This window comes from Algoriphagus sp. (assembly GCF_029254265.1).
Classification (GTDB): Bacteria; Bacteroidota; Bacteroidia; order Cytophagales; family Cyclobacteriaceae; genus Algoriphagus.
The window spans coordinates 73842-96982 of record NZ_JAQWXX010000099.1 but is presented as its reverse complement, the minus strand read 5'-3'; the positions used below and the strand labels follow the sequence as shown (position 1 = coordinate 96982).

Annotated in this window: 24 protein-coding genes; 15 read left to right on the top strand and 9 right to left on the bottom strand. The window is 38.7% G+C overall.

What is annotated here, in order from left to right:
- The first annotated feature begins 6 nt into the window (after positions 1-6).
- From P8O16_RS15430 to P8O16_RS15420, 3 genes are all read left to right on the top strand, one after another.
- Positions 7-669, top strand: coding sequence for a metal-dependent transcriptional regulator (locus P8O16_RS15430; RefSeq protein ID WP_300316336.1), 663 nt, complete (start codon positions 7-9; stop codon positions 667-669).
- A 236-nt stretch (positions 670-905) separates the two neighbouring features.
- Entirely contained in the window at positions 906-1517 is a 612-nt protein-coding gene (locus P8O16_RS15425; RefSeq protein ID WP_300316335.1) for a DUF1080 domain-containing protein, read from the top strand.
- Positions 1518-1527: 10 nt separating this feature from the next.
- Entirely contained in the window at positions 1528-2346 is an 819-nt protein-coding gene (locus P8O16_RS15420; RefSeq protein ID WP_300316334.1) for a hypothetical protein, read from the top strand.
- Between the two features lie 44 nt (positions 2347-2390).
- Here the strand turns inward: P8O16_RS15420 and P8O16_RS15415 are convergent, their stop codons facing one another.
- On the bottom strand, positions 2391-4349 hold the full coding sequence (locus tag P8O16_RS15415; protein WP_300316333.1) for a TlpA disulfide reductase family protein: 1959 nt from the start codon (positions 4347-4349) through the stop codon (positions 2391-2393).
- Positions 4350-4579: 230 nt separating this feature from the next.
- Between P8O16_RS15415 and P8O16_RS15410 the strand changes: the two genes are divergently transcribed.
- A complete protein-coding gene (locus P8O16_RS15410) occupies positions 4580-5305 on the top strand; it encodes a DoxX family protein (RefSeq protein WP_300316332.1) in 726 nt (241 codons plus the stop codon).
- Positions 5306-5452: 147 nt separating this feature from the next.
- Here P8O16_RS15410 and arfB read toward each other — a convergent pair whose 3' ends face one another.
- The gene (gene arfB / locus P8O16_RS15405) at positions 5453-5884 is read right to left on the bottom strand and encodes an alternative ribosome rescue aminoacyl-tRNA hydrolase ArfB (RefSeq protein WP_300316331.1); all 432 of its coding nucleotides are present in this window, start codon (positions 5882-5884) and stop codon (positions 5453-5455) included.
- A 208-nt stretch (positions 5885-6092) separates the two neighbouring features.
- Between arfB and P8O16_RS15400 the strand changes: the two genes are divergently transcribed.
- Positions 6093-7121: a TIM barrel protein gene (locus P8O16_RS15400; protein ID WP_300316330.1), complete on the top strand. Its 1029-nt coding sequence runs from the start codon at positions 6093-6095 to the stop codon at positions 7119-7121.
- Positions 7122-7192: 71 nt separating this feature from the next.
- Here the strand turns inward: P8O16_RS15400 and P8O16_RS15395 are convergent, their stop codons facing one another.
- The 6 genes from P8O16_RS15395 to P8O16_RS15370 form a co-directional block, all read right to left on the bottom strand.
- Entirely contained in the window at positions 7193-7684 is a 492-nt protein-coding gene (locus tag P8O16_RS15395) for a DNA starvation/stationary phase protection protein (protein ID WP_300316329.1), read from the bottom strand.
- Between the two features lie 294 nt (positions 7685-7978).
- Positions 7979-9382, bottom strand: a complete 1404-nt coding sequence (locus tag P8O16_RS15390) for a sigma-54 dependent transcriptional regulator (RefSeq protein WP_300316328.1) — start codon at positions 9380-9382, stop codon at positions 7979-7981.
- A 15-nt stretch (positions 9383-9397) separates the two neighbouring features.
- Positions 9398-9757, bottom strand: coding sequence for a response regulator (locus tag P8O16_RS15385; protein ID WP_300316327.1), 360 nt, complete (start codon positions 9755-9757; stop codon positions 9398-9400).
- An 85-nt stretch (positions 9758-9842) separates the two neighbouring features.
- A complete protein-coding gene (locus P8O16_RS15380; protein ID WP_300316326.1) occupies positions 9843-10094 on the bottom strand; it encodes a hypothetical protein in 252 nt (83 codons plus the stop codon).
- A gap of 14 nt (positions 10095-10108) precedes the next feature.
- Complete coding sequence (locus P8O16_RS15375) at positions 10109-10294, bottom strand: CsbD family protein (protein WP_300316325.1); 186 nt, start codon at positions 10292-10294, stop codon at positions 10109-10111.
- Between the two features lie 59 nt (positions 10295-10353).
- Positions 10354-10506, bottom strand: coding sequence for a lmo0937 family membrane protein (locus P8O16_RS15370; protein WP_300316324.1), 153 nt, complete (start codon positions 10504-10506; stop codon positions 10354-10356).
- 187 nt (positions 10507-10693) lie between these two features.
- On the opposite strand from P8O16_RS15370, the gene P8O16_RS15365 reads away from it, so the two are divergent.
- The 9 genes from P8O16_RS15365 (at position 10694) to P8O16_RS15325 (ending at position 20161) form a co-directional block, all read left to right on the top strand.
- Positions 10694-12127 (top strand): CHASE3 domain-containing protein, encoded by a 1434-nt coding sequence (locus P8O16_RS15365; RefSeq protein ID WP_300316323.1) that lies wholly within the window; start codon positions 10694-10696, stop codon positions 12125-12127.
- A gap of 47 nt (positions 12128-12174) precedes the next feature.
- Positions 12175-12621, top strand: coding sequence for a response regulator (locus P8O16_RS15360; RefSeq protein WP_300316322.1), 447 nt, complete (start codon positions 12175-12177; stop codon positions 12619-12621).
- Positions 12618-14078: a hybrid sensor histidine kinase/response regulator gene (locus P8O16_RS15355; RefSeq protein WP_300316321.1), complete on the top strand. Its 1461-nt coding sequence runs from the start codon at positions 12618-12620 to the stop codon at positions 14076-14078. The genes P8O16_RS15360 and P8O16_RS15355 overlap by 4 nt, the downstream gene beginning before the upstream one ends.
- A 97-nt stretch (positions 14079-14175) precedes the next feature.
- On the top strand, positions 14176-15636 hold the full coding sequence (locus P8O16_RS15350) for a hypothetical protein (RefSeq protein WP_300316320.1): 1461 nt from the start codon (positions 14176-14178) through the stop codon (positions 15634-15636).
- A 94-nt stretch (positions 15637-15730) separates the two neighbouring features.
- The gene (locus P8O16_RS15345) at positions 15731-16150 is read left to right on the top strand and encodes a YdeI/OmpD-associated family protein (protein ID WP_300316319.1); all 420 of its coding nucleotides are present in this window, start codon (positions 15731-15733) and stop codon (positions 16148-16150) included.
- Between the two features lie 133 nt (positions 16151-16283).
- The gene (locus P8O16_RS15340; protein WP_300316318.1) at positions 16284-17009 is read left to right on the top strand and encodes a LamB/YcsF family protein; all 726 of its coding nucleotides are present in this window, start codon (positions 16284-16286) and stop codon (positions 17007-17009) included.
- Positions 17006-17704, top strand: a complete 699-nt coding sequence (locus P8O16_RS15335) for a carboxyltransferase domain-containing protein (protein ID WP_300316317.1) — start codon at positions 17006-17008, stop codon at positions 17702-17704. Before P8O16_RS15340 ends, P8O16_RS15335 begins: the two co-directional genes overlap by 4 nt.
- Positions 17697-18575, top strand: coding sequence for a biotin-dependent carboxyltransferase family protein (locus P8O16_RS15330; protein ID WP_300316316.1), 879 nt, complete (start codon positions 17697-17699; stop codon positions 18573-18575). Before P8O16_RS15335 ends, P8O16_RS15330 begins: the two co-directional genes overlap by 8 nt.
- Before the next feature lie 74 nt (positions 18576-18649).
- A complete protein-coding gene (locus tag P8O16_RS15325; protein ID WP_300316315.1) occupies positions 18650-20161 on the top strand; it encodes a DUF4301 family protein in 1512 nt (503 codons plus the stop codon).
- A gap of 63 nt (positions 20162-20224) precedes the next feature.
- On the opposite strand, the gene P8O16_RS15320 is transcribed toward P8O16_RS15325, so the two are convergent.
- Positions 20225-21388, bottom strand: a complete 1164-nt coding sequence (locus P8O16_RS15320; RefSeq protein ID WP_300316314.1) for a class I SAM-dependent RNA methyltransferase — start codon at positions 21386-21388, stop codon at positions 20225-20227.
- 360 nt (positions 21389-21748) lie between these two features.
- Between P8O16_RS15320 and P8O16_RS15315 the strand changes: the two genes are divergently transcribed.
- Positions 21749-23131: a DUF1080 domain-containing protein gene (locus P8O16_RS15315; RefSeq protein ID WP_300316313.1), complete on the top strand. Its 1383-nt coding sequence runs from the start codon at positions 21749-21751 to the stop codon at positions 23129-23131.
- Positions 23132-23141: the final 10 nt, after the last annotated feature.

Genomic DNA, 23141 nt, shown 5'->3' with positions numbered 1-23141 from the left:
GATTGCATGGCTTCTCAAACCGAAGAAAATTACCTAAAAGCACTTTTTAACCTGGCTAATCCTGCCGGAGAGGTCAATATTTCAGAACTGGCAAATCAGATGAATGTCAGTATGCCGACCGTAAATAGTATGGTAAAAACACTCCAAAAAAATGGTTGGGTGATTTACCAAAAGTATAAGCCTGTTCAATTGACCCCTGAGGGGCAAAAAACCGCTGCCTTAGTAATTCGTCAACATCGATTGACGGAAATGTTTTTGGTAAACAAGATGGGTTTTGGTTGGGAAGAGGTACATGCTATCGCCGAGCAAGTGGAGCATATCCATGCGCCAAAGTTTTTTGAGCGAATGGATGAACTCTTAGGTTTCCCAACCATTGACCCCCACGGCTCCCCTATTCCTGATAAAATGGGCAGAATCAAAGAAACCCATTACGTATGTTTGGACACTTGCGAAGCTGGACAAACAGTGGTTTTGGCTGCTCTAACCAATAGCTCTACAGAATTTCTAGAATTCCTGAATAGCCGTAATTTGAGTCTGGGAACTCAAATCACCATTCACTCCAAAGAAACCTACGACCAAAGTATGGTAGTGAGTTATTTGCAAAACGAACGAGAAACCTTAAGTGAAAAAGTCTGCGAAAAGCTGCTGGTGAGAATTATTGGTGAATAATTTTAAACCGAGAATATTTTGGTTTCTGGATATTCAACCAATTACCTTTTAAAAGATTATGATTATCCGCTTTATTGACAGCAGTGATTGTTAAACCAAAGGACCTCGACTCCGCTCGGCAAGCGCGCTAGAGTTGTAGATGGAGTTGAGGAATTATATTTTGGTTAATTGTTGAAATTGCGGAAGTATATAGATAAAAATATTTCTTGTTCTAGCTCAAACTTATGCTCCTTACTATGTTTCTAAAAACACTAAATCAAAAAAGAACATTTAAACCTTTTTCTACGCTTTTGGGGCTAGCCTTGATTTTTTTCTGTTTTTCATCTTGTGACCAAAAGGAGGAAATGTTGAACGAAAACTTTGACGGCTGGCAAATTTTAGGCGGAGCTGAATGGAAATTTAATGAAGGTGAATTAATAGGCACCGTAAAGGACAGCGTTGGATTTGTAATGACTGAAAATAGGTACACTGATTTTATCCTCGAACTCGAATTCAAACCAGATAGTACGATCAATTCAGGCATTTATATTCGTTGTCAAAACAAGGAGATAAGCTTTACAGATTGCTACGAAATCAATATCTGGGATCTACATCCAAATCAGGACTTTAGGACTGGGGCGATTGTAAATAGAACTACTCCGCTCAACTATGTAGAGACAATCGGAGAATGGAATACTTATAAAATTCAAATCCAGGGAGATCATCTTCAAGCTTGGATAAATGATATCCCAACCGCAGACTTAAAAGACAGTAGCCTTGCTGAAGGTTATATCGCCCTTCAAGCTATGGGAACTGGGGAGGTTCGTTTTCGAAACGTGAAATTTCAATCTCTTTCAGGAGACAATTAAAATTATAGACGTGAAATTGACCCTCTTATTTTTTCTACTTCTCCCCTTTCTCAGTTTAGCTCAAGCTCCCATTTTTGACTATGGAACTAAGTCGGATGCGGCTCGAGAAGCTTATCTCCGAGGATGGGAAGAAATTTTGGATTTGGGTGAATGGACCAAAGCTGAGGAATCTTATCGAGAAGCGGTGAGGCTTGATCCTGATTTTCAATTGGCCTGGGCACAAGTGGGAAGAATCAGTAATGATCCTCGTGAGCGTGCTTCCATTTATACCAAACTCAAAAGTATAGAGACTGATTCTTCTTGGGAAGCCAAACTCTTGGAAGTATATCTGGGAAGCTTGGAATTGATCGACTCGAAGGACCGGGGAATAGCGATCAAGTCCGAACAAGTGACTCGTTTCTATGAAACTTCCTTCAAAAATTTCGGAGATTTCTTACACATTTATCCAAGAGAAACCTTTGTCCGATCCGAATACTTTGAAGTAATTCATAGCATCTACGGGGCTGGCGCTGCCTTAGACAGCATTCAATCGCATGAGAACATTGGAATAGAAAGCAACCCATTTTTAATCAGCTACAAATCCCAATTATGGGCTGAATTAAAAAATTTCGACAAAGCAGAAGAAGCTTTGAAAGACCTCAAAAATAAGCTTTCAAGTAATCAATCTCCTGCCATTTCATTTACTGAGGCTGTATTAAACTTTGAAAAGGGGGAATGGACTAAAGCAGAAATCTTTATAAACCAAACACTTTTAATGGATTCGAAACATACCCTCGCCAAAAGGTTAAAAAAGCAAATTGAGGATCAATTGAAAAATCAAAAAGACTAGATTCTTTCTAGCCTTTTTGATTCCAACTTAAGTTTGATTTTCAATTATTCGGGATCGATCCCTTGTTTAGAAAATGATTTCAACTGGTTCACCAATGCATCTCCTGAACTTGGTCTGTTAATTCCCTCACGCACCAATTTACCCTCTTTGGTGATAACCAGATAAGTCGGGAAACCGGCTATTTCAACCTCTTTGTCAAAGACCTGATATTGCTTAGCATTCAAGAAATAATTATCCCCGGTCAACTCAAACTTTTTTACCATAGTGGTAAAGGCTTCCTCTGAAGATTGTGCGCAGAGGTAGACAAACACCACATCTTCTAAATCTTGGCTTTTGAGTTCCTTCAAATAGCTGAATTCCGAAATACAAGGCCCACACCAAGTAGCCCATACATCCACATAGACTACTTTTCCTTTGTGCTTTTCTTTGATTTGAAATAAAATGTTTTCAGTAGATTCTGAGATCTCCACACCAGTTACAAACTTCTTATTCTTAAGAATTTCGAAGTCTGCGACATCTTCTAGAATCCCTTTCTTTATTTCTGGATTCAGATCCAATTGATCTAAGTCAGCGAGAATATTCTCGGGAACATCCAATCCACTACTTAGGAAATTTTGATCCACAAAAACAGCCACTACACTTGATCGCAAGAAGGGATTATAACTAACCAGCTTCTTTTTTACAATCTGCCAATTCGCATCATGAAAAAGAGGCATCAATTCCTCACTATATTTCTTAAAAAGTTCTGCAATTTCAGGATTCATTTGCATCCCGCCATTTGGAGATTTCCGGTCTGCCTGACTTGCCTTCCAATCCTCGATTTTAATCATTGTAGAATCGGGAAGGTTTTCTGACTTTAGGAATTCATAAATATTTTCAATGTAAATATCCATCAATTGTTTCCGATCACCCTGAGCTGAAGACATGGCTATTTCACGAACAAAACCTGGATATTCTGTAGCCATCATTTCTTCTACCTCATTATTGACTAGGCTCAAGGCTTTGGTTTTATATTCTTCAGAAACTGTTGCCAGTTCAATCGGGCCTCCTCCAGGTTTCATTCCACTAAGCCAGATGTACCGCATCATGTCATCAGCGGCATTGATTCGAGTATTTCTAAAGCTAAAATCTTTAATTATCGGACTAACTTCCACAGAATCAAAGTAATTGGAATAAAACTCTTGATGTCGCTCCATCAACTTGAGTCTATAAGCTTGGTAAGCATCCGCATCAAGTGACTTGACCATGCTGTCATTTTCGAAATAGGCTCTGATTTTCATGAACTCTGGATTCAATAGTCGGTGCTCCTCATTTTCTAAGGCTAAATCCCCCATAAAATCAATCTGCTTGGCAATGTACCAAAACTCGGGGCCCAAATTTGAAAATGAAGCCTCTTCGATTATCAATCCTTGTTTTGCACCTGGCTTAGAAAGTATGGTAGTAAAAGCATCACCCGCACTTATCATGATACTTTGCGGAACCTCCAATGGAAAAATGATTTTGAAGCGTCCCTTTTCATCTACATCTGCCACAAACTTCTTTTGATCATCTGCAAAGGCATCATTGTAGATGACTGAAAATGTCTTTGGCATTTCACCTTTTGGAATGATGACACCTTGCAACATGACCTGATCCATTCTCAGAAAATCACCCGCAATCGATGCGGTAGAACGTGGTTTCTTCGATGTACTAACCTTCTTCTCTAATTGCACCTGATTCGACAAACCATCAAATTCCAGAAAAATATCAGATCCTTTTTGCTGAAAGGTGATTTCTGTTTTTCCGTCAGCTTTGCTAAGCTGTAATGTATTTGATTCTATTTCTGTGATCTCCCAGATTTCACCTTGAAACAATGCGAAATCATCCTGTACAGCTAGGATGAACTCATTACTCCCATCGGAGGCATACCACCTGCCCTGGAGTTCGGTTTTTATCAATTCCTGCGAAAATGAAGCTAAAGGAAGTAAAACGAAGAGTGCGAGTACTTTTATCGTTCTAATCATAAACTAAAAGATTTAAAATTTGAACTAATAAATCAAATAATGTTTAATAAGTCAATAGTTAAACATAAAAAAAACCCGGAATTAGTTAAAAATTAACAAGCTTTTACATTCTTGAAAAAATCTAGAAATCGGTGGTATGATTCTGTCAAAAGAACAATAGAGACCTCATTTAAGAAATTTGCTAAATTACTTCCCGCTAAAACAGATTTCTTGAAGAATTCATTGTCGCTATGTCATTTGCAAAAAGCCTAGATCGACTTCATGCCCAAGCTCGCCAAAACAAATGGCTTTGGTACTTTGCCATCTTCATCCGCATTATTTTAGCCTATGGGTTTATTTTCCCGGGAATGATTAAAATTCTGAGTGAGCGATTTACCTCCCTTCCAAACTATCATCCAATGGGCGCTTATTTGGAAGCACTGCACCATACCGGTTATTACTATACTTTTATTGGAATTGCTCAAGTGCTTGCGGGAATACTTCTTCTGATACCTCGAACGGCATTGATGGGAGCACTTCTATACCTTCCGATTATCCTCAATATTACCATCCTTTCACTGGCAGTTCGATTCGAAGGCTCCCTGATCACCTCTCCTTTGATGACCCTGGCTGTACTTTACCTTTTGGGTTGGTACTATCACCGATGGAAGTACATATTACCTTTCAATTCCAATTCATCTGATCTTCAAGTTCCCACTTTCAAAGAGCTCAGTAATAAATTCCCCTTTCGCTTTTTTTTGGGTGCATTTCTGGTGGTAGTGATTATCGTAAGTAGCCTGATTTTTGGGTTCAAAATCATGCCAAGAAATAGCCTAAAAGACTGTATGAGCCAATGTGAGGACAATGTTGATCCCGCTGCATGTCAGGCATTTTGTGAGGGAATCCATCTGAAAGAAAAACGCCTAGATGAAAGTCTTGATGCTTATCATAAGGCTGTTTGGAAAAATAAAGAATAATGGAATGGATTTTTGGACAACAGTCGACGGTCGACAGACCACTTTCAACTTCTGTTTATTAAAACCTTCTGAAAATTGAAAATCCTTATAATTGCTGATCACTGAAAACTACCAACTGCTCACTAAAAACTGCTTACTGCCCACTGCCTACTCTCGCTTCCAGCCTCGATTCGCTTTCTTCTCCGCATTGACTTTTTTGGATTTCAATCGTTTCTCAATTGCTCCCTTACCTGGCTTAGTCGCTTTTCGTAGTTTCTTTTGCTCAAAAGCTTTGCGAAGCAAGTCTCCAAATTTCTTGATTACAATCTCCTTATTCTGGAGTTGGGAACGCTTTTCCTGAGCAGTTATCTGCAAAATCCCAGCCTCCGTAATCTTATTTTTCAGCTTGTTAAAAAGGATGCTTTTCTCCTCCTCAGTGAGATTTGGAGATGCAGCAATATCAAAGTTAAGCTGTACTTTAGTCTCTACTTTATTGACATTTTGACCACCTGGACCTCCACTTCGGGAAGTCTGAAACTGAAATTCAGATAGGAAAACTCCTTCCAAAATCCTTTTTTTAATAGAACTGGAAGTGCTCATGATAAAAGCGGATAAGATGAGAAAGCGAATAAAATCATTGAAATGCTGCCTTTGATTTAAGGGGGTATTTACCCGAAAGTTAATAAATGCAGCTGAATAGCTCAGCTGTCCTTCGGAATTGACCCTTTATCTAATTTTAAAAGCGGTTTCTCTGAAATATGTTAATTTGTACTATTCAAAACTCGACACTAACAAACCCCAATAACCTATGAAAACCAGAAGAGATTTTCTCATCAAGTCAGCACTTGGAGCAGCAGGACTTGTCACAGCCCCAACTTGGCTCCAAGGAGCACCCGCTATTATTCGAAATTTCAATAAGCCGAATTCTTTAATAAACGGAGTTCAGATCGGTTGTATCACCTATAGCTTCAGAACTATGCCGGACCAAAGTGCAGAAGCCACACTTCAGTACGTAAAAGACAGTGGGCTAAGTGCCATCGAACTGATGGGTGATCCTGCAGAATCATTTGCTGGTATGCCTGTATCCCCGATTAATCGTATGCGGATGTTTCAACTTGGTGGAAAAGCACGTCGAGGTGAAGAACTGACTGCCGATGAAAAAAAGGAATTGGATGAACTTCGTACTCAAGGCGATTCTTACCAGAAAGAAGTAGCGGCTTGGAGAGCTACGGCTGACATGAAGAAATTTGAACAATTCCGAAAAATGTACAAAGATGCTGGTGTAAGTATCTATGCATTTAAGCCCAATGCTTTTGGAAAGAATAATACTGATGCTGAGATCGCCTATGGAATGAAAGCAGCAAAGGCACTCGGTGCTTCTCATGTCACTTTAGAGCACCCCTCCGATGATGCTCACACGCTTAAGCTAGGGAAAATGGGTGAGCAATATGGTATGGCCGTTGGCTACCATGGTCATGAGCAAGAAACATTTACTTTCTGGGATACCGCACTTACTCAAAGCCCAAAAAACGGACTGAATCTAGATGCAGGTCACTACATCGCAGCGGGACAAACAGATCTTATCCCATTAATCGAAAAACAGCATAGCAGAATCCTGAGCATGCACACCAAGGATAGAACCACTCCTGCGAATGGAAAGGGCAATGTGGCCTGGGGAACTGGTGATACTCCGATTGTAGAAATACTTCAACTCATGAGAACTAACAAGTATAAATTTCCAGCGACCATTGAATTGGAATATCAAGTTCCGGAAAGTTCTGATGCTGTAAAAGAAGTTCAGAAATGCGTTGAATTCTGTCAGAAGGCATTAGCGTAAATCATAGCTGGATTTAAACCAAAAAAACCGAAGCATGTCGCTTCGGTTTTTTGTTACCTGTTTTCTAAAACTTATTTAGAGAACATGGTAAACATCCACATTCGCTTCTCCAAATCCCCTAGAAACTGAGTCAATAAATCAGCGGTGGCAATGTCTCCGGCTTCATCAGCCATTTTTGCTACTGCTCGATGAGAATGTGCTAAAATCCCAAGACCATTAATCACATGTTTCACGCATTCTTCTCCATTACTTACATCCGTAATTTCTTTATGGATGGTTTGCTTGAGGTAATCTGAATAGGAATGCATGGGAACAAAACCTATCGTTACGATTCGCTCGGCGAGCTCATCGATATTTTCATAAAGTTTGGAGTACAATTCCTCAAATCTCACATGAAGATCAAAGAAATTCTCACCTTTTACATTCCAGTGAAATCCTCGAACATTTTGATAGAAGATGTGATAGTCTGATAAGAGATCGTTCAATTTATCGGAGATATGTGTCATCTCCTTGGTATCGAGTTTTAAATGATTGGATAAAGTTGCTTTGCTTATAGTTTCCATAGTAGTTATTGTTATTGTTTATTAGATCGTTTTCTATACTTTATTCAGTCCAATCCCCATGCCTTAAAAGGTCTTCCAAAGAAGATTTTACTATTAATGGGTTATAAATCAGAATATTTGGGGCTTGCTCAATACTGTAAAATCAGATCGGGGTTTTAAAATCAAAACTTAAAGCGGAAGAAAACGAGAAGTGAAAAAAATTCCCCAATCCGTTGAAATTAGTCACAAAAAAACTCCCGGATAAAGGGAGTTTTGCCTAGGATTTTTGCCTCAGGTGAAAATTTTTAGCTAAAATCAAATTTCGTATTGCTTCATTTTATTGAACAAGGTTTTCCGATCTATCCCCAATTTTTTTGCAGCTTGAGTTCGGTTGTATTTGACTTCTTCAAGTACTTTTCTGAGTACTTCTGCCTCTGCTTCTGCAGCAGCATCTTTCAGATTAAACGAGGGTTTTTTATGTGTTTTCTCTTCAGGAAAATCATGCGAATCAGTAAAGTTAAACTTCCTTGCGTAGACCAATTCGGGCGGTAAAGCTGAAAGAGTCATTCGATTCCCATCTGTCAATAAAGTGGCGCGTCTAATTACATTTCGCATTTCACGAAGATTTCCAGGCCAATGGTATTCCATAAATACATCCATCACTTCCTGCTCAAATCCAAATACTTTTTTCCCCAACTCATCATTGGAGAGTTCTAGGAAATGTGCCGCAAATGCCTCAATATCACCAACCCGGTCTCGAAGCGGAGGCACCGTAATACTGAATTCATTGAATCTGAAATATAGATCCTCCCTGAATTTACCCTCTTGGACAGACTTTCTCAAGTCCTCATTTGATGCCACTAAAATTCGCACATCGATAGGTTGATCCTTCATCCCTCCTATTTTTCGAAGCTTTCGTTCCTGCACCAGGCGAAGTAATCCCACTTGAATTTCATAGGAAAGATTCGAGATTTCATCCAGAAATATTGTCCCACCATTTGCGAGTTCAAATTGACCTGGTTTTTCGGAGCTTGCACCGGTAAAAGCTCCTTTTTCATGCCCCCAAAGCTCGCTACCTGCCAGTTCTTTGGTCAGCGCCCCACAATCAATCGCAACGAATGGTTTTCCAGCTCGCTCACTTTGATCATGAATCGTTCTTGCAATATTTTCTTTACCAGCACCGCTTTCACCGTAAATAATCACAGAAAGCTGAGTCGGAGCTACCAGATCTACCTCTTTGTAAAGTCGCTTGGATTCATTGCCAGAGCCTTTGAGATAAGATGAGTTTCCTGATTTTTGATTTTTCCGGGAAGTCTTTGATACTGATTGATTAGAAGAATTCCCCTCCTTCTTCTCAGCTGTTTTAGCTAGAGCTCGTTCGATCAGATTTAATATTTCATCTGGAAAAAGTGGTTTGGTGACATAGTCAAATGCTCCGTTTTTGATTACTTCTACTGCTATCTTGACATCAGCATATCCAGTGATAATGGCTACTTGAGTATCTGGTGAGATCTCTCTTACTTTCCGTAGAATATCTCTTCCATCCATGTCACGAAGTTTAAAATCGCAAAATATCAAATCATAGAAATTCGATTTAATCAAATCCAACCCGTCTTTTCCAGAAATGGTAGTGCTGACATCGTAGCCCTTTTTAGTCAGAAATCGCTCTAAAAGCTGGCAGATATCAATATTATCGTCAATTACTAGAATCTTGGCCATAGTTGAGTTTGTTTATCAAATCTGATTTTGAACTAATTCATTTAATTTAGAAATATTGAAGGGCTTACTCAAAAAATCAAAAGCGCCATTTTTCATCGCTTCATTTCGAACTTCCAAATTATCGAAAGCACTCATCATGATAATTTTTTTTGAGAATCCATTTTTAAATGATTTCAATGCTTTCAAACCATTACCATCTGGTAAGTTTACATCTAAAAAAATCATTCCTGGAGCCTTTTGCCTAAAGATATGAATACCTTCCTGCAGAGTCCCGGCAGAAAGCACTGTAAACCCTTTACGAGTCAAAAATCTCGCTAATACTGTTCGGATTTCCACCTCATCATCAACTACCAGGATCAAATTTTCTTTGGTCACTTCTATTTCCGTTTACTTCTTACAATTAGTTTAATATTAAAAATAAGAGCTGAAGTCAAGGGACTTCAACTCTTATAATGCTGGCTTAGCCAGCATTTTTTACTGAATCTACGGCCTTTTTAGCTACATCTTTTGAAGCTTTTAGCTGTTCTTGACTTGCTTTTAAAGCCTTATTTCCAAGATCTCCTGCAGTCTTTTTGAGATCTGCTATCACGCCTTTTAATTTTTTCTGTTGTGGAGCAAATTGTTCTTGATTTCGATAGAAATAAGCACCAACTAATACTCCTGCCAGCAATCCACTCATCCAGAGTGTTAAGTTTATATTTCCTTTTTTCATGGTAGTTTTAGTTTTTATAGTTTGGCAATTTCTTCTTGAATTTCTGACTTAGTCTTGCCGACCTTTTTCTGGATCCGTCCCCAAACTTCATCTTCTTGGCCTTCGGTAAATTTCAGATCGTCATCAGTCAATTGACTATATTTTTGCTTTAATTTCCCTTTCAGTACGTTCCAGTTACCTTTTAATTCTGTCTTGTTCATGATATAGTTGGTTTAAGTTAAAATAATAAAATTTATTTAGTTTAATCGGGTAATTTGCCTCAGACTCCTCTCCCGGAAATCAATCTGAATAATACAGCAATCACTGCTATCACCAAAAGAACGTGTATTAGACCTGATACACTGTAAGCAAATACTCCGATAAGCCATCCTATTACAAGGATAATTGCGATGTAATACAATAATGAATTCATAGTGCTTTATTTAGGTGGATTGATTGATTGTAATATTTATGGTTCAAGGCTTGTGCCTTTATAGTAAAAAGGAATAAAAAGCAAGTCTAAAACCCCTAAAATGAGTTTTTAAGCTATTTATCACAGAATCAAAACCTGAAGTATAGTCGAAAATTGAGTAAAAAATTCCCCAATTGGGGCAAGAATTATGAAAGCAGAGAAAGCTCCAAAATTAGAAAAAGTAAAAACCTATTCGATTATTACACTTGTTTTGGTAATAATTGGCAGCGCCATTTCCTTCTGGGTTGCAAATAGAATAGATTATTACACCGCTGAATTGGTTCATACTGAAGAAGTTTTACAAAGCACGGATAAATTATATGCGACAATACTAGAGCGAGAAACCAGCATCAGAGGCTATTTATTAACTGGAAATGAGGATTTTTTAAAGAACTATGAGAACTCTAAAACTAAAGGCAGGGAGGTTTTCAATCACATCCTCAACCTAACGGAGGATAATCCGGTCCAACAAAATTACCTGCAGGAGCTTAATATATTCATAAAGCAAAGACTGGATGTTTTTGAACGATCTAAAGAATATTACAAAATAAATAAATCTCTAAATGGGTTTTTAAACAACGACAAAGTCGAAGATGCGGTAAATGGACACCTCGCAATAAAAAACCTTATTGATCAAATCAATGCTGAAGAAGAGCGCCTGTTGATTGAACGAAATGAGATCTTAATCAATAATATTAAAGCACTGCCAATCATCGTTGGATTAATTTCATTCTTCTCCATATTAATGGGTGCTCTCACCTTATTCTCCATATTTCATTATAACAGGGCTTCAAAAATAAACGATCAAAAAATCAAAAATTATCAGGAAACACTCAAAGAAAAAATAGAATTACTCAATGAGTCAAATAACGAATTAAAGCAATTTGCTTACATCGCCTCTCATGATCTTCAAGAGCCACTTCGGAAAATAACCTCATTCTCTGATCTACTCAAGGAGCAGTTTGATGAAAAATTGGAAGGAGAAGGAAAGCACTATATGGAGCGAATCACTGCCTCAGCAAACCGTATGCGACAATTAATCACTGACCTTTTGGAATATAGCAGAGCAGGCCGGGATTCAATGGAATCGATCAAAATGATTAATTTAGAGGATATTCTAGATTCGGTGTTAGATGATCTTGAAATATCAATTAAGGAGAAAGACGCAAAAATCAAGTATGAAAATCTACCCGTAATTGAAGGGAAAGAAACTGAATTGAGACAGGTTTTTCAAAATCTGATTTCCAACTCCTTGAAGTTTTCCCAAGCAGCATTAGCTCCCGAAATCACTATAACTGCGAGTAATGCTCCTTTAGAATTGATCGAGAAATATTCTCAGCTAGATCAATCCATTAATTATTATTTGATCAAGGTTGTCGATAATGGTATCGGCTTTGATCAGGACTATGCTGATACCATTTTCACTATCTTCCAGAGACTTCATGGAAAAAGTGAGTTTGAGGGGACAGGAATTGGACTCTCAATAACACGGAAAATCATTGAGAAAAACAATGGACTAATCCTTGCGGAAGGTAAACCAGAAATAGGAGCAACTTTCACAATTATCCTCCCTAAACCCTAGAGTAACAAAGCCAACTATCAAAAAAACTGATTTTACACTTCTGTATAATGAAAACTAAAAAATCAATCCAAATTCTGATTGCTGAGGATGATGATGATGACAAATTACTGATTATTAAAGCTTTTCAAAAAACACTTTCTAAAGAAAACATTACCTGTGTCAATGATGGGGAAGAATTGATCAATTATCTCAATAAGACCAGTAATTCTGAGAATTCCCTATTTCCGGTCCCTGATATAATTTTATTAGATCTTAACATGCCTCGAAAGGATGGAAAGACCACACTTCAGGAATTAAAAAGCCACGAGATATTCCGAAAAATCCCCGTGATTATTTTTACCACATCAAGCCTCAATGAAGACATCCAAATGACCTATAAAATGGGGACAAATAGCTTTATCACAAAGCCTGGTAATTTCAAGGATTTGGTAAAAATCACTCAGGAAATCAATAATTATTGGTCAAATACAGTTATTCTTCCCAATAAAATATGAGCAAGGAGCAAATTAGAATTTTGTATGTAGATGATGATCCTGATGATTTTTTTCTGATTGAGTCATTTTTGAAAAAAATCGATGACCCTGTCTACACGGTCGAGCATGCTTTTTCATATGAAGAAGCACAAAGCAGAATCTTAGAGAGATTTGATATTTTTCTAGTGGATTATCGTCTGGGAAAAACAACCGGGTTGGAATTAATCAAAGAAATCAGATTACGTCAGACCCATGCCGCTGTAATTCTCTTGACGGGAATGGCTGTAGGGAATTTAGATCGGGAAGCACTTCAACTTGGGGCTTCGGATTACTTGGTCAAGGGCGAGTTTGATGCAGCCACACTTGACAGAACACTTCGCTTCGCATATCGTGATAGTCAGATTAAAGAAAATCTCGACCTCGTTGGGGAAAAATTCAGATCAATATTTGAGCGGGCCTCAGATCCCTTCTTATTAATTGATGGTGAGAGTTTGATTCTGGAAGTAAATCCAAGCTCCATTGCTAAATTCGAATTTGAAGAAAAGATTTTAACACAATCGAAACTGCCTTTTTTTACAGAATTGATTGAAGAGCAATTTCTAAAGAATCAATTGATTGAAAAACTTCGAAACAAATTTGAAATCATTGATTTTGAGGCAACACTGATCAATAAATCCGGAAATACCTTCAGAGGATTGGTAAATATTGCAAAGCAAAATGCAAATACTTTTCAAGTACTAATCAAAGATCTATCTGCTATTAAAGCAAAGGAAGAGGAGGAACACAATCTTAAAAAATTCTCTTCCACGGGAAGAATAGCAAGACTTCTCGCTCATGAGGTGAAAAACCCTTTAACTACCATCGTGCTATCAGCTGATCAACTTCAGATGGAACTCCCGGAAGAAGTCTTAAAAGAAAGCGGAGATCTAATCGAAGTGATCCAGCGAAACTGTCAGCGGATCAATCAACTTGTTACCCAACTTTTGGATAGTACTCGATTTTCGGAATTGGACATTTCTTCACAGTCAATTAATTCACTCCTGGATGAAGCTTTGGATACGGTGAAAGATCGTATCGAAATGAAAAAGATTAAAATCATCAAAAACTACGATCCTGATATCTGTAAAATTGAAGTAGACCCCGAAAAAGTCAAAATTGCCCTAATCAATCTCATTGTAAATGCAGTCGAAGCTATTGATAGAAATGAAGGAGAAATGAAACTTTCTACCGCTGTGAAAAGCAAATTCTGTAGGGTTGAAATTGAAGACAATGGAACGGGAATAAGCAAAGAAAATCTCGAGCGACTATTCGAACCTTTCTTCACAAGCAAAAGCACAGGAACTGGATTAGGATTGACTAATACTCAAAACATCATTTTTAGTCACGGGGGATCTATTCGGGTAAAAAGTGAAGTTGGACGAGGGACAACTTTTATTATTAATTTCAAAATGAGTCAAACTCCCGAAGAACCACGATAATGGACTCTTAATTGGTTATCCTTAGCTATAACCAATTTCTAACCTAATTCAGGAATGGTTTTTTTTGGGTAATTTGAAGACTAGATAAACCTGTCCTATGAAAAATTTTGCTTTACTCTCGCTTTCCCTTCTATTCTTTCAAACTCTAAGTTTTGGTCAATCTAGCCCCATTCAACTTTTAAAAGAAAACCCTCACTATTTCGAATTCAAAGGCAAACCTTTAGCATTAATAACTTCAGCTGAGCACTATGGTGCAGTACTGAATGGAGATTTCGACTATAAGACTTACCTAGAAACTCTCCATCGTGAAGGCATGAATTATACACGAATCTTTATGGGGAGTTATTTTGAGATCCCTTCTACAAGCTTCGGAATTAAGTTCAATACGCTGGCTCCAGCAGTTGGAAAAGCAATTATCCCTTGGAAAAGCTCAACAGAAAATGGGCAAATCAAATACGATTGGAGCAGCTATAACCAAAGCTATTTCGAGCGCTTAGCAGACTTCATGAGTCTTGCAGCCAGTTTGGATATCATCGTAGAAGTCACGCTCTTCTCCTCCATCTATACCGATGAGCACTGGGAAATGAATCCTCAAAATCCTAAAAACAGAATAGGTTCAGAAGGGGAACTCGATCGTAAATTAGCACACACCAAAGAAAACGGGCAACTTCTGGGACTTCAAAAAGCATATATTCGAAAGCTAGTCAATGAGCTGAATGACTTCGATAATTTCTTCTTTGAAATTCAAAATGAACCCTGGTCTGATCGTGGTCAGCCCGTTCTGAACATTGCCAACAAGTATCAAATCGATGGTCCAAACTGGATGGAAAAAGTTGATTATGCAGATCAGCTTTCGATGGACTGGCAAGAGGAAATCGCAGCAACAATCGTTGCAGAGGAAAAGAATCTACCCAAAAAACACCTAATCGCTCAAAATTACAGCAATTTCAAAGCGCCGCTCTACGACGTTTCTGAGCATATCTCGATAGTGAATTTTCATTACAACTGGCCGGAATCAGCTGAATGGAATCTTCATCTCAATCGGGTTATCGGCTTTGACGAATCTGGATTTGCAGGAACTGAAGATCTGGTCTATCGAAGACAGGCATGGGCATTTATGCTTGCTGGCGGAGGGCTTTACAATAATCTTGATTATTCCTTTTTTGTAGGAAAGGAAAATGGAACTGGGATCAATGAAGCTCCCGGAGGAGGAAGTACTCCTTTTCGAAGTCAATTAAAAATCCTGTCCGAACTTATTCATTCACTGAATTTGAAGAAAGTATCTCCTGCTAAAGATTTAATTTATGGTTCACCCGGGATTCTTTCATCTGCCCTTCATGATGGATCAGGAGGCTATCTGATTTATTTAATAGCCGCAGGAAAAGCCAATTCACGCATCAAAATGAATATTAAACCTGGTTCCTATTCTATTCAAATGATTAGTCCAATCACGGGTGAAATAAAAGACCTTGGCGTTCAGCAAATTAGCGTTTCAGATTTTATCCTAACCGTAAATCTGATCGAAGGAGAACAAGCCATTCGAATCATCAGACAATAGCGATGACAGAGTTTAAAGGGATCTTAAGCAAGTTTGACTTCAATCACTGGCAGTATCATATTCCTCTGTACCAGATGAATTGCTCCCCAAATTAATGGATGAAAACAATCGAAGGGTTTTGGTTTGGCTAGACTTAACAGGTCCCTATCACATGGCCTTGTTTAAATCTAAAACCTGTTGGTACATTTTGATCAATCAACAGCTCCGATCTAGATTGGAAATCGAGGAGGGAAATCATGTTAATGTTAAAATCGAACGCGATCCTAGCGAGTTTGGTCATGAGCTACCAGAAGAATTTCAAGTAATGCTAGATCAGGATGAAGAAGCGAATACCATATTTCGGGCGCTTACCCCGGGAAAACAAAGAAGCCTAGTCTATTTGGTAACTAAAGTCAAAAACCCGGACAGTCGGATGAAAAAATCCCTAGCAATCATGCATCATTTGCGCTTGAGCAAAGGAAATATAGACGGCAAACAACTGAATGAACTTATAAAGTATTACAATAATTTATAGCATATAGAAATCTAAAATTCCTGTTGTTTCAAATTCCAAATCAGGGATTTTTTCCAAAATCGAGTTGAATTTTTTCAATGAAAAGGGATTTGAATCTGAATCCTAGAAATATTCTGTAATTTTCTTTTCTATTATGGCTAGCTATAAAACTCCAAAAATCAATTGTGACCTCGGCGAGGGAATTCCAAAAGAGGAAAAAATATTTCCATTAATAGACTGTGCAAGCATTGCTTGTGGAGGTCATTTTGGAGATGAGAACAGTATTTTGGCAAGTCTCAAATTGGCGAAGGAAAACGAAGTTAAAGCAGGTGCACACCCCTCCTATCCTGATCGGGCTAATTTTGGAAGAAAATCCATGAAACTGGAGTTCTCAATTTTGAAAACTTCGATCCAAGAGCAACTTGCTCTTTTTATGCTTGTAGCTCGAGATCAAGATATAAATCTAGATCATATCAAATTTCACGGCGCACTCTACAACGATGCGATGTCCAATGCTTTGTTAGCTCAAGACCTCTGTCGTTGGCTTTCAGGTCATCACAAACAAACTCCAATCTTTGTTTCTCCCGGTTCCCAAATGCTATTTTGGGCGGAGCAATTTGGACTAAAGACTCGATTGGAAGTTTTTGGAGATCGAGCTTATCAAGACAATTACCAACTGCTGCCGAGATCTGAATCCAACTCACTTTTCACTACGCTGAAAGAAGTCGAAGTTCATCTCGATTCGATCATTCTGGATCAGCAAATCCTTACCCATTCGGGTAAAAAACTACCCGCTCAAGCTGAAACGCTTTGCTTCCATGGGGACAATCCTGGTTTGATGGATTTCCTTCCAATTCTGCGAAAAAAGTATTGGAAATGAAGCCAAAACTTCGACAAATCAGTCCGGTTTTAATAGAATTGTTTTGGGATGAAAAACCAAATGACATCCTCCTAAATCATCTCTTAAGTTGGGAGAACGCTATTTTTTCTCAGTTCGGGAGCGAAGTCATCGAAGTCAGAAAGGGGTTTCAAACACTTTCTTGTGTACTAAAAAATGACCTGAAGCAATCCAATCTTAAGGCTTGGCAGTGCTTTGTTGAAACCAGTATTGATCTATCACCCTTACCAACCAAACTTTGGGAAATCCCGGTTTGCTATGATCCTGAGTTGGGTAAAGATTTAATTTCACTTTCCAAATCCTTATCACTTGATATCCAAAAACTAATCACTTTACATACTGAACAAACCTATAGAATTCATTTTTTTGGCTTTTTACCCGGCTTTATGTATCTGAATGGCTTGGATCCAGCCTTACATTTCCCCAGAAAAAGTATTCCTGATCGAAAGATCGAACCCGGATCTGTCGCTATTGGAGGATCTCAAACCGGAATCTACCCGACCGAAAGTCCCGGAGGCTGGCATGTGATTGGCAAAACACCCATTACCCTTTTCGATCAGAATTTAAATCCTCCGGTTTTTGCAAAACCAGGTGAACAGATTCGATTTATCCCGATTAGTCGGGAAGAATTTGAGCAGCTTTCCACTGATCCTAAACCAATAAAAAGCCATGATTAAGGACGTGGGCTATTTGGAAATTTTAAAAACAAATCCTGGGACTAGTATCCAGGATCAAGGTAGAATCGGGCTCGCTAAATGGGGCATCCCCATCTCAGGAGTGATGGACCGTCGTTCTTACAATTGGATCAATCACCTACTTAAGAACGATCCCGACGCTGCAGTTTTAGAAATCCCACAACCTGGGTTCAAGTGTCGCTTTGACAGCTATACAACCATTGGGGTTGCAGGAGCAAATGCTGAAATTCGGAAAAATGGTGAATTAATTTCCTCCACGGTTATTCGGATCCAGCCAGGTGATGAATTGGAAATCGGCAAATTCCTATCAGGAAGCATTGTCTATTTAGGGATCGCTCAGGGCTTTCAGACCCAAAAGATTTTAACTTCCAGAAGTCTTTATCTTGGAATCACGGCTTCTAAGATGCTAACCAAAGGAGATGAAATCCCTTTTTTCACGAATCAATCTTTTGGAGAGGCAACCTTTTCTTCTGCGAAAAAAAACACATCATGGTTTGAAAATGAGGTTTTGGAAGTCTATCCAGGACCTGACTTTGAAGAGCTTCCGAAAGAAATTCAAAACCGGCTATTAGATTCTAGGTTCACAATTTCAACCTTGGCCAATCGAATGGCTTTTCAATTGGAGGAGCTTTTGCCCAACTCCATTTCCGAACGATTGACCGCCCCAGTTTATCCAGGAACAGTCCAACTCACTTCCGGTGGTAAAATCATCATTTTGATGCGAGATGCACAGGTTACCGGTGGCTATCCGAGAATTTTACAGTTTTCGGAAGATGCTTTGTCAATAGTATCTCAGAAAAAGGTTGGGCAGCAAATCCAATTTCAATTAAAAAACTTACCTAATATAGAATAAAAAAAGTCGATTTGCCTTGAGTAAAGTGCACTTGACTGCTATATTACAGTTTAACTTTTCGAAACCCAATAACCATGAATACAAGTCTAGAAGAACAAATAATCAAGCAGGGAATGAACCCTGAGATCGCTGCAGAGCAAATCAATAATTTCAAAAATGGATTTCCTTTTTTAAATATCACTGGCCCTGCAACTCCCGGAAACGGAATCAAAGTTTTAGAATCCAGTGAGTTGGATAAATTTATATCTACTTATCCTAAGCAAGCTGCTAGCATTGAGGTGGTGAAATTTGTCCCAGCAAGTGGAGCTGCATCAAGGATGTTTAAAGACTTATTTTCCTTTCTAGATGGTGATGGAGATTTGAGCAAAAGTTCTTTTGTTCAAAAATTCATGAACAACATTGAGAAATTTGCTTTCTATGATGATTTAGATGAAGTTCTGAAAAGTCGGGGAAGTAGTATTTCGCATGCGCTGGACACCAAAAATTACAAAGAGATTTTGGCAGCACTCCTATTAGACGATGGTCTGGGCTATGGAAATCTACCAAAAGGGCTTTTACGATTTCATTCCTATCCTGATAAGCGTAGAACTCCAGCGCATGAGCATTTGATCGAAGGGGTTCAATATGCATTGGGGAAAGGAAATAAAGTTAAAATACACTTCACAGTCTCACCGGAACATCTTCCCAAATCCAAAGCTGAAATTGACAGTATTTTACCAGACCTTTCCAAAAAGACTGGGGTAGCTTTTGATATCAGCTATTCCACTCAGAAAAAAACTACCGATACAATTGCAGTAGATTCTTCAAATGAGCCATTCTTGGAAGAAGATGGAAGCATACTATTCCGACCAGCTGGTCATGGAGCTTTGCTTGACAATTTAAATGACATTTCTGCCGACTTGATCTTTATTAAAAACATCGACAATGTTGTGCCTGATCGATTGAAAGAGGAAACCAAAAACTACAAAATGGCAATTGGAGGGCTCTTGCTGGAAATTCAATCCAAAGTCTTTAATGCCTTGAAAACTCTGGAAAATTCGTATTCCAAAGATGCTGTAAGCTTGGCAAAATCAGTTTTCACAAATGAGTTAGGAGCTAAATTGCCGGAAAACTTCGATTCTAATTCAATCGAATATCAAGGAGCTTACTTAAAGTCAAAATTAAATAGACCAATCAGAGTCTGTGGAATGGTGAAAAACACCGGTGAACCAGGTGGAGGACCATTCTGGATCAAAGAATCCGACGGTTCACAATCCCTTCAAATCCTCGAAACAGCTCAAATCGATTTGAGCGATCCTGAATCTCTTGCTCATTTGAATGCAGCCACTCACTTCAATCCTGTGGATTTGGTTTGTGGTACCAGAAACTATAAAGGAGAATCGTTCGACCTGATGGAATACCGAGATATGAAAACGGGATTCATCACTGAGAAATCTAAAAATGGTCGTGAGTTGAAAGCTTTAGAACTTCCCGGACTTTGGAATGGAGCCATGTCAGGCTGGAATACCCTATTTGTAGAGGTGCCATTGATCACTTTCAATCCAGTAAAAACAGTGAATGATCTTCTTCGGGACGAACACCAATAAAAAGTATGAAATCTAAAGTCAGAAGTTTGAAAATTTCAGACTTCTGACTTTAGATTTCTGAATTTATTCCTCCTTTTTCCCCTCGTACATATCGTATCGAAGCAATCGGCAATCAATTGTACCATTCCAAAATTCAATTCTTCTGCTTGCTTTCAACCCGATTTTTTTAGCTAACTCCATATTTCCGGTGAAAATATAACCACGATAGCCTGGGCATTTCTGCTTCATAAAATCTCCCATCCGCTTATAGGTAAGCTCCAATTCTTCATTTTCTCCTAAACGCTCTCCATATTCAGGATTGAACATGATCACTCCTCTTGGACCTTCAGGGATTTCTGTGTCTTCGAAATCACAAACCTGAAAATCAATCATGTGATCAACTCCTGCGGTGATCGCATTTTCCTTTGCAAAAGCAATTGCCTGAAGGGAAATATCAGAAGCTATAATTATCAACTCAGGGATTTCCCGAATCTTATCTTCCAGCTTTTTCTTCTTGGCCAAAAAAGCCTGCTCATCATATCCGATTACATGCTGAAAGGAATAATGATCCCGAAAGAGTCCAGGGTAGCGATTCGTAGCCATCAAAGCAGCTTCTATTGCTAACGTACCAGATCCACACATGGGATTGATAAAAGGTACTCGAGTATTCCATTCTGTGGCATAGATCGTAGCTGCGGCCAAAGCCTCCATCATTGGAGCTTTCCCTGGGATTTTTCGATAACCATGTTTAGCTAGCGTTTCGCCAGATGTGTTTATGTAGACCGAAGCCTGTGTCTCTTTCCAGTAAACTTGTATAACCAATCCATTGAAGTCCGATCCGGAATCAGGTCTCCTCCCTTTCAAATCCCGAAATCGATCTACAATAGCATCCTTTACCTTGACATTGACGATCAGCGGAGTGGTAATGCTTTCATTTTCTGCTACAGAGCTTACCGAAAAATAACCATCCACATCCATATACTCTTCCCAAGGAATAGCTTTGAATCGGCGATAGATATCATCCGCATTTTGAAGGTAAAAAGACTTTATCTCATAAAGCACTTGTGAGGCAGTTCGCAGATGAAGGTTAAGATCCATACATTCCTCCATGGATGCCTTCAACTCTATTCCCGTACGACTGACAGCCTCTGGGACAAAACCAAGTTCACGAACTTCCTTTTCTAGGTAAGAAACAGATCGGTCTTTGCAGGTGATAAAGACCTTTCCTTTGAGATTAAAATCAAGCATGTGCAAAAGTAATAAAGATCAAGGGATTCTTTTCCGCTCTTCACCAATGCTTCATTATTCATAAATTTTTCAAATGAATACTCGCAAACGATTGCGTAACTTAAAAGAATTCCCCTTGGTGCAATGCCCCTAAATCTTGAATTTTATGATGAACAAAAATATCTTATTTCTATGAAATCGAGCAGAATTGAAAAATCACACACTGGTATGATTATAAGCCTGAGAGATTTCTCCTGATAGCTATCGAGATTACCCTTAAAAAACAATTATAAAAATATGAAATGCCCATGTGAAAAGTTCTCAGACAGAGGAATGATTAACAAGGGTATTCCATATGACATCTAAAAAAATAATATACAAATGAAACACACCCGAAATCTAATAGCGGTCATATTCTCATCCATCTTGCTTTTCAGCTGTGCCGGTGAACAAAAAACAGATGATGGCTGGACAGACTTATTCAACGGAAAAGACCTAACAGGTTGGAAGCCGGTAGCAGGTACTGCCACATTTGAAGTAGTTGACGGAACTATCGTAGGGTCAGCCGTAGCAGGATCTCCAAATACATTCCTGATCACGGAGAAAACTTATGGAGATTTTATTTTGGAGCTTGATCTCAAGATCGAACATCTTTCCAGCAATTCAGGAATAATGGCCAGAGGGCAATTTGATCCAGCTGCCAGAGACGGAAAAGGCCTTGTATTTGGCTATCAAATAGAAGCAGATCCTTCCGAAAGAGCTTGGTCAGGTGGATTATATGATGAAGCAAGAAGAGGCTGGTTATATCCTCTTGATCTGAACCCCGATGCAAAATCTGCTTTCAAGATGGGTGAATTCAACCATTATCGAATCGAAGCAATCGGTAATGAAATCAAAACTTGGGTAAACGGTCAGGAAGTAGCCTATGTAGTAGATGACATGGACAAAACAGGCTTTGTTGGACTACAAGTGCATAGCATTCAGAAACCAGAAGATGCTGGAAGAAAGACCTCATTTAAAAATGTAAAAATTCAGACGGAAAATCTTGTCTCTAAACCATTTAACAAAGATATTTTCGTAGTCAACAATAGCCTAAACTCATTGACTGATTATGAAAAAGCAAATGGATGGAGGTTGCTTTTCAATGGCCAAAACAGCGATGGATGGAGAGGTGCTTATAAGGATACTTTCCCAGACTTTGGCTGGAGTATCAATGATGGTATTTTGACTATTGCAAAGTCAAATGGAGGCGAATCCACTAATGCAGGAGACATCGTAACAGAAGAGATGTTCAGCTCCTTTGACTTGGCTTTTGATTTCAAACTTACCGAAGGAGCTAACAGCGGTCTGAAATACTTTGTAACCTTGACCGAAGGGAACAAAGGCTCAGCTATAGGTCTGGAATATCAAATACTGGATGATGAAAAACACCCGGATGCGAAGATGGGAATTGAAGGAAACAGAACTCTTGCTTCCTTATATGACCTCATTAAGGCGGATAAGCAGCCAAGATTCATCAAACCGATAGGCGAATGGAATAAAGGAAGAGTTGTGGTCTATCCTGACAACAAAGTGGAGCATTACCTAAATGGCATCAAAGTAGTTGAATATCAAAGGGGATCCAAAGAATTCAAAGATTTGGTAGCGATCAGTAAATACAAAATATGGGAAAATTTTGGTGAAGCAGCTGAAGGCCATATCTTGCTTCAAGATCATGGAGATGAAGTAAGCTTTAAGAACATCAAAATCAAGACCTTAAACTAAAATATAGAAT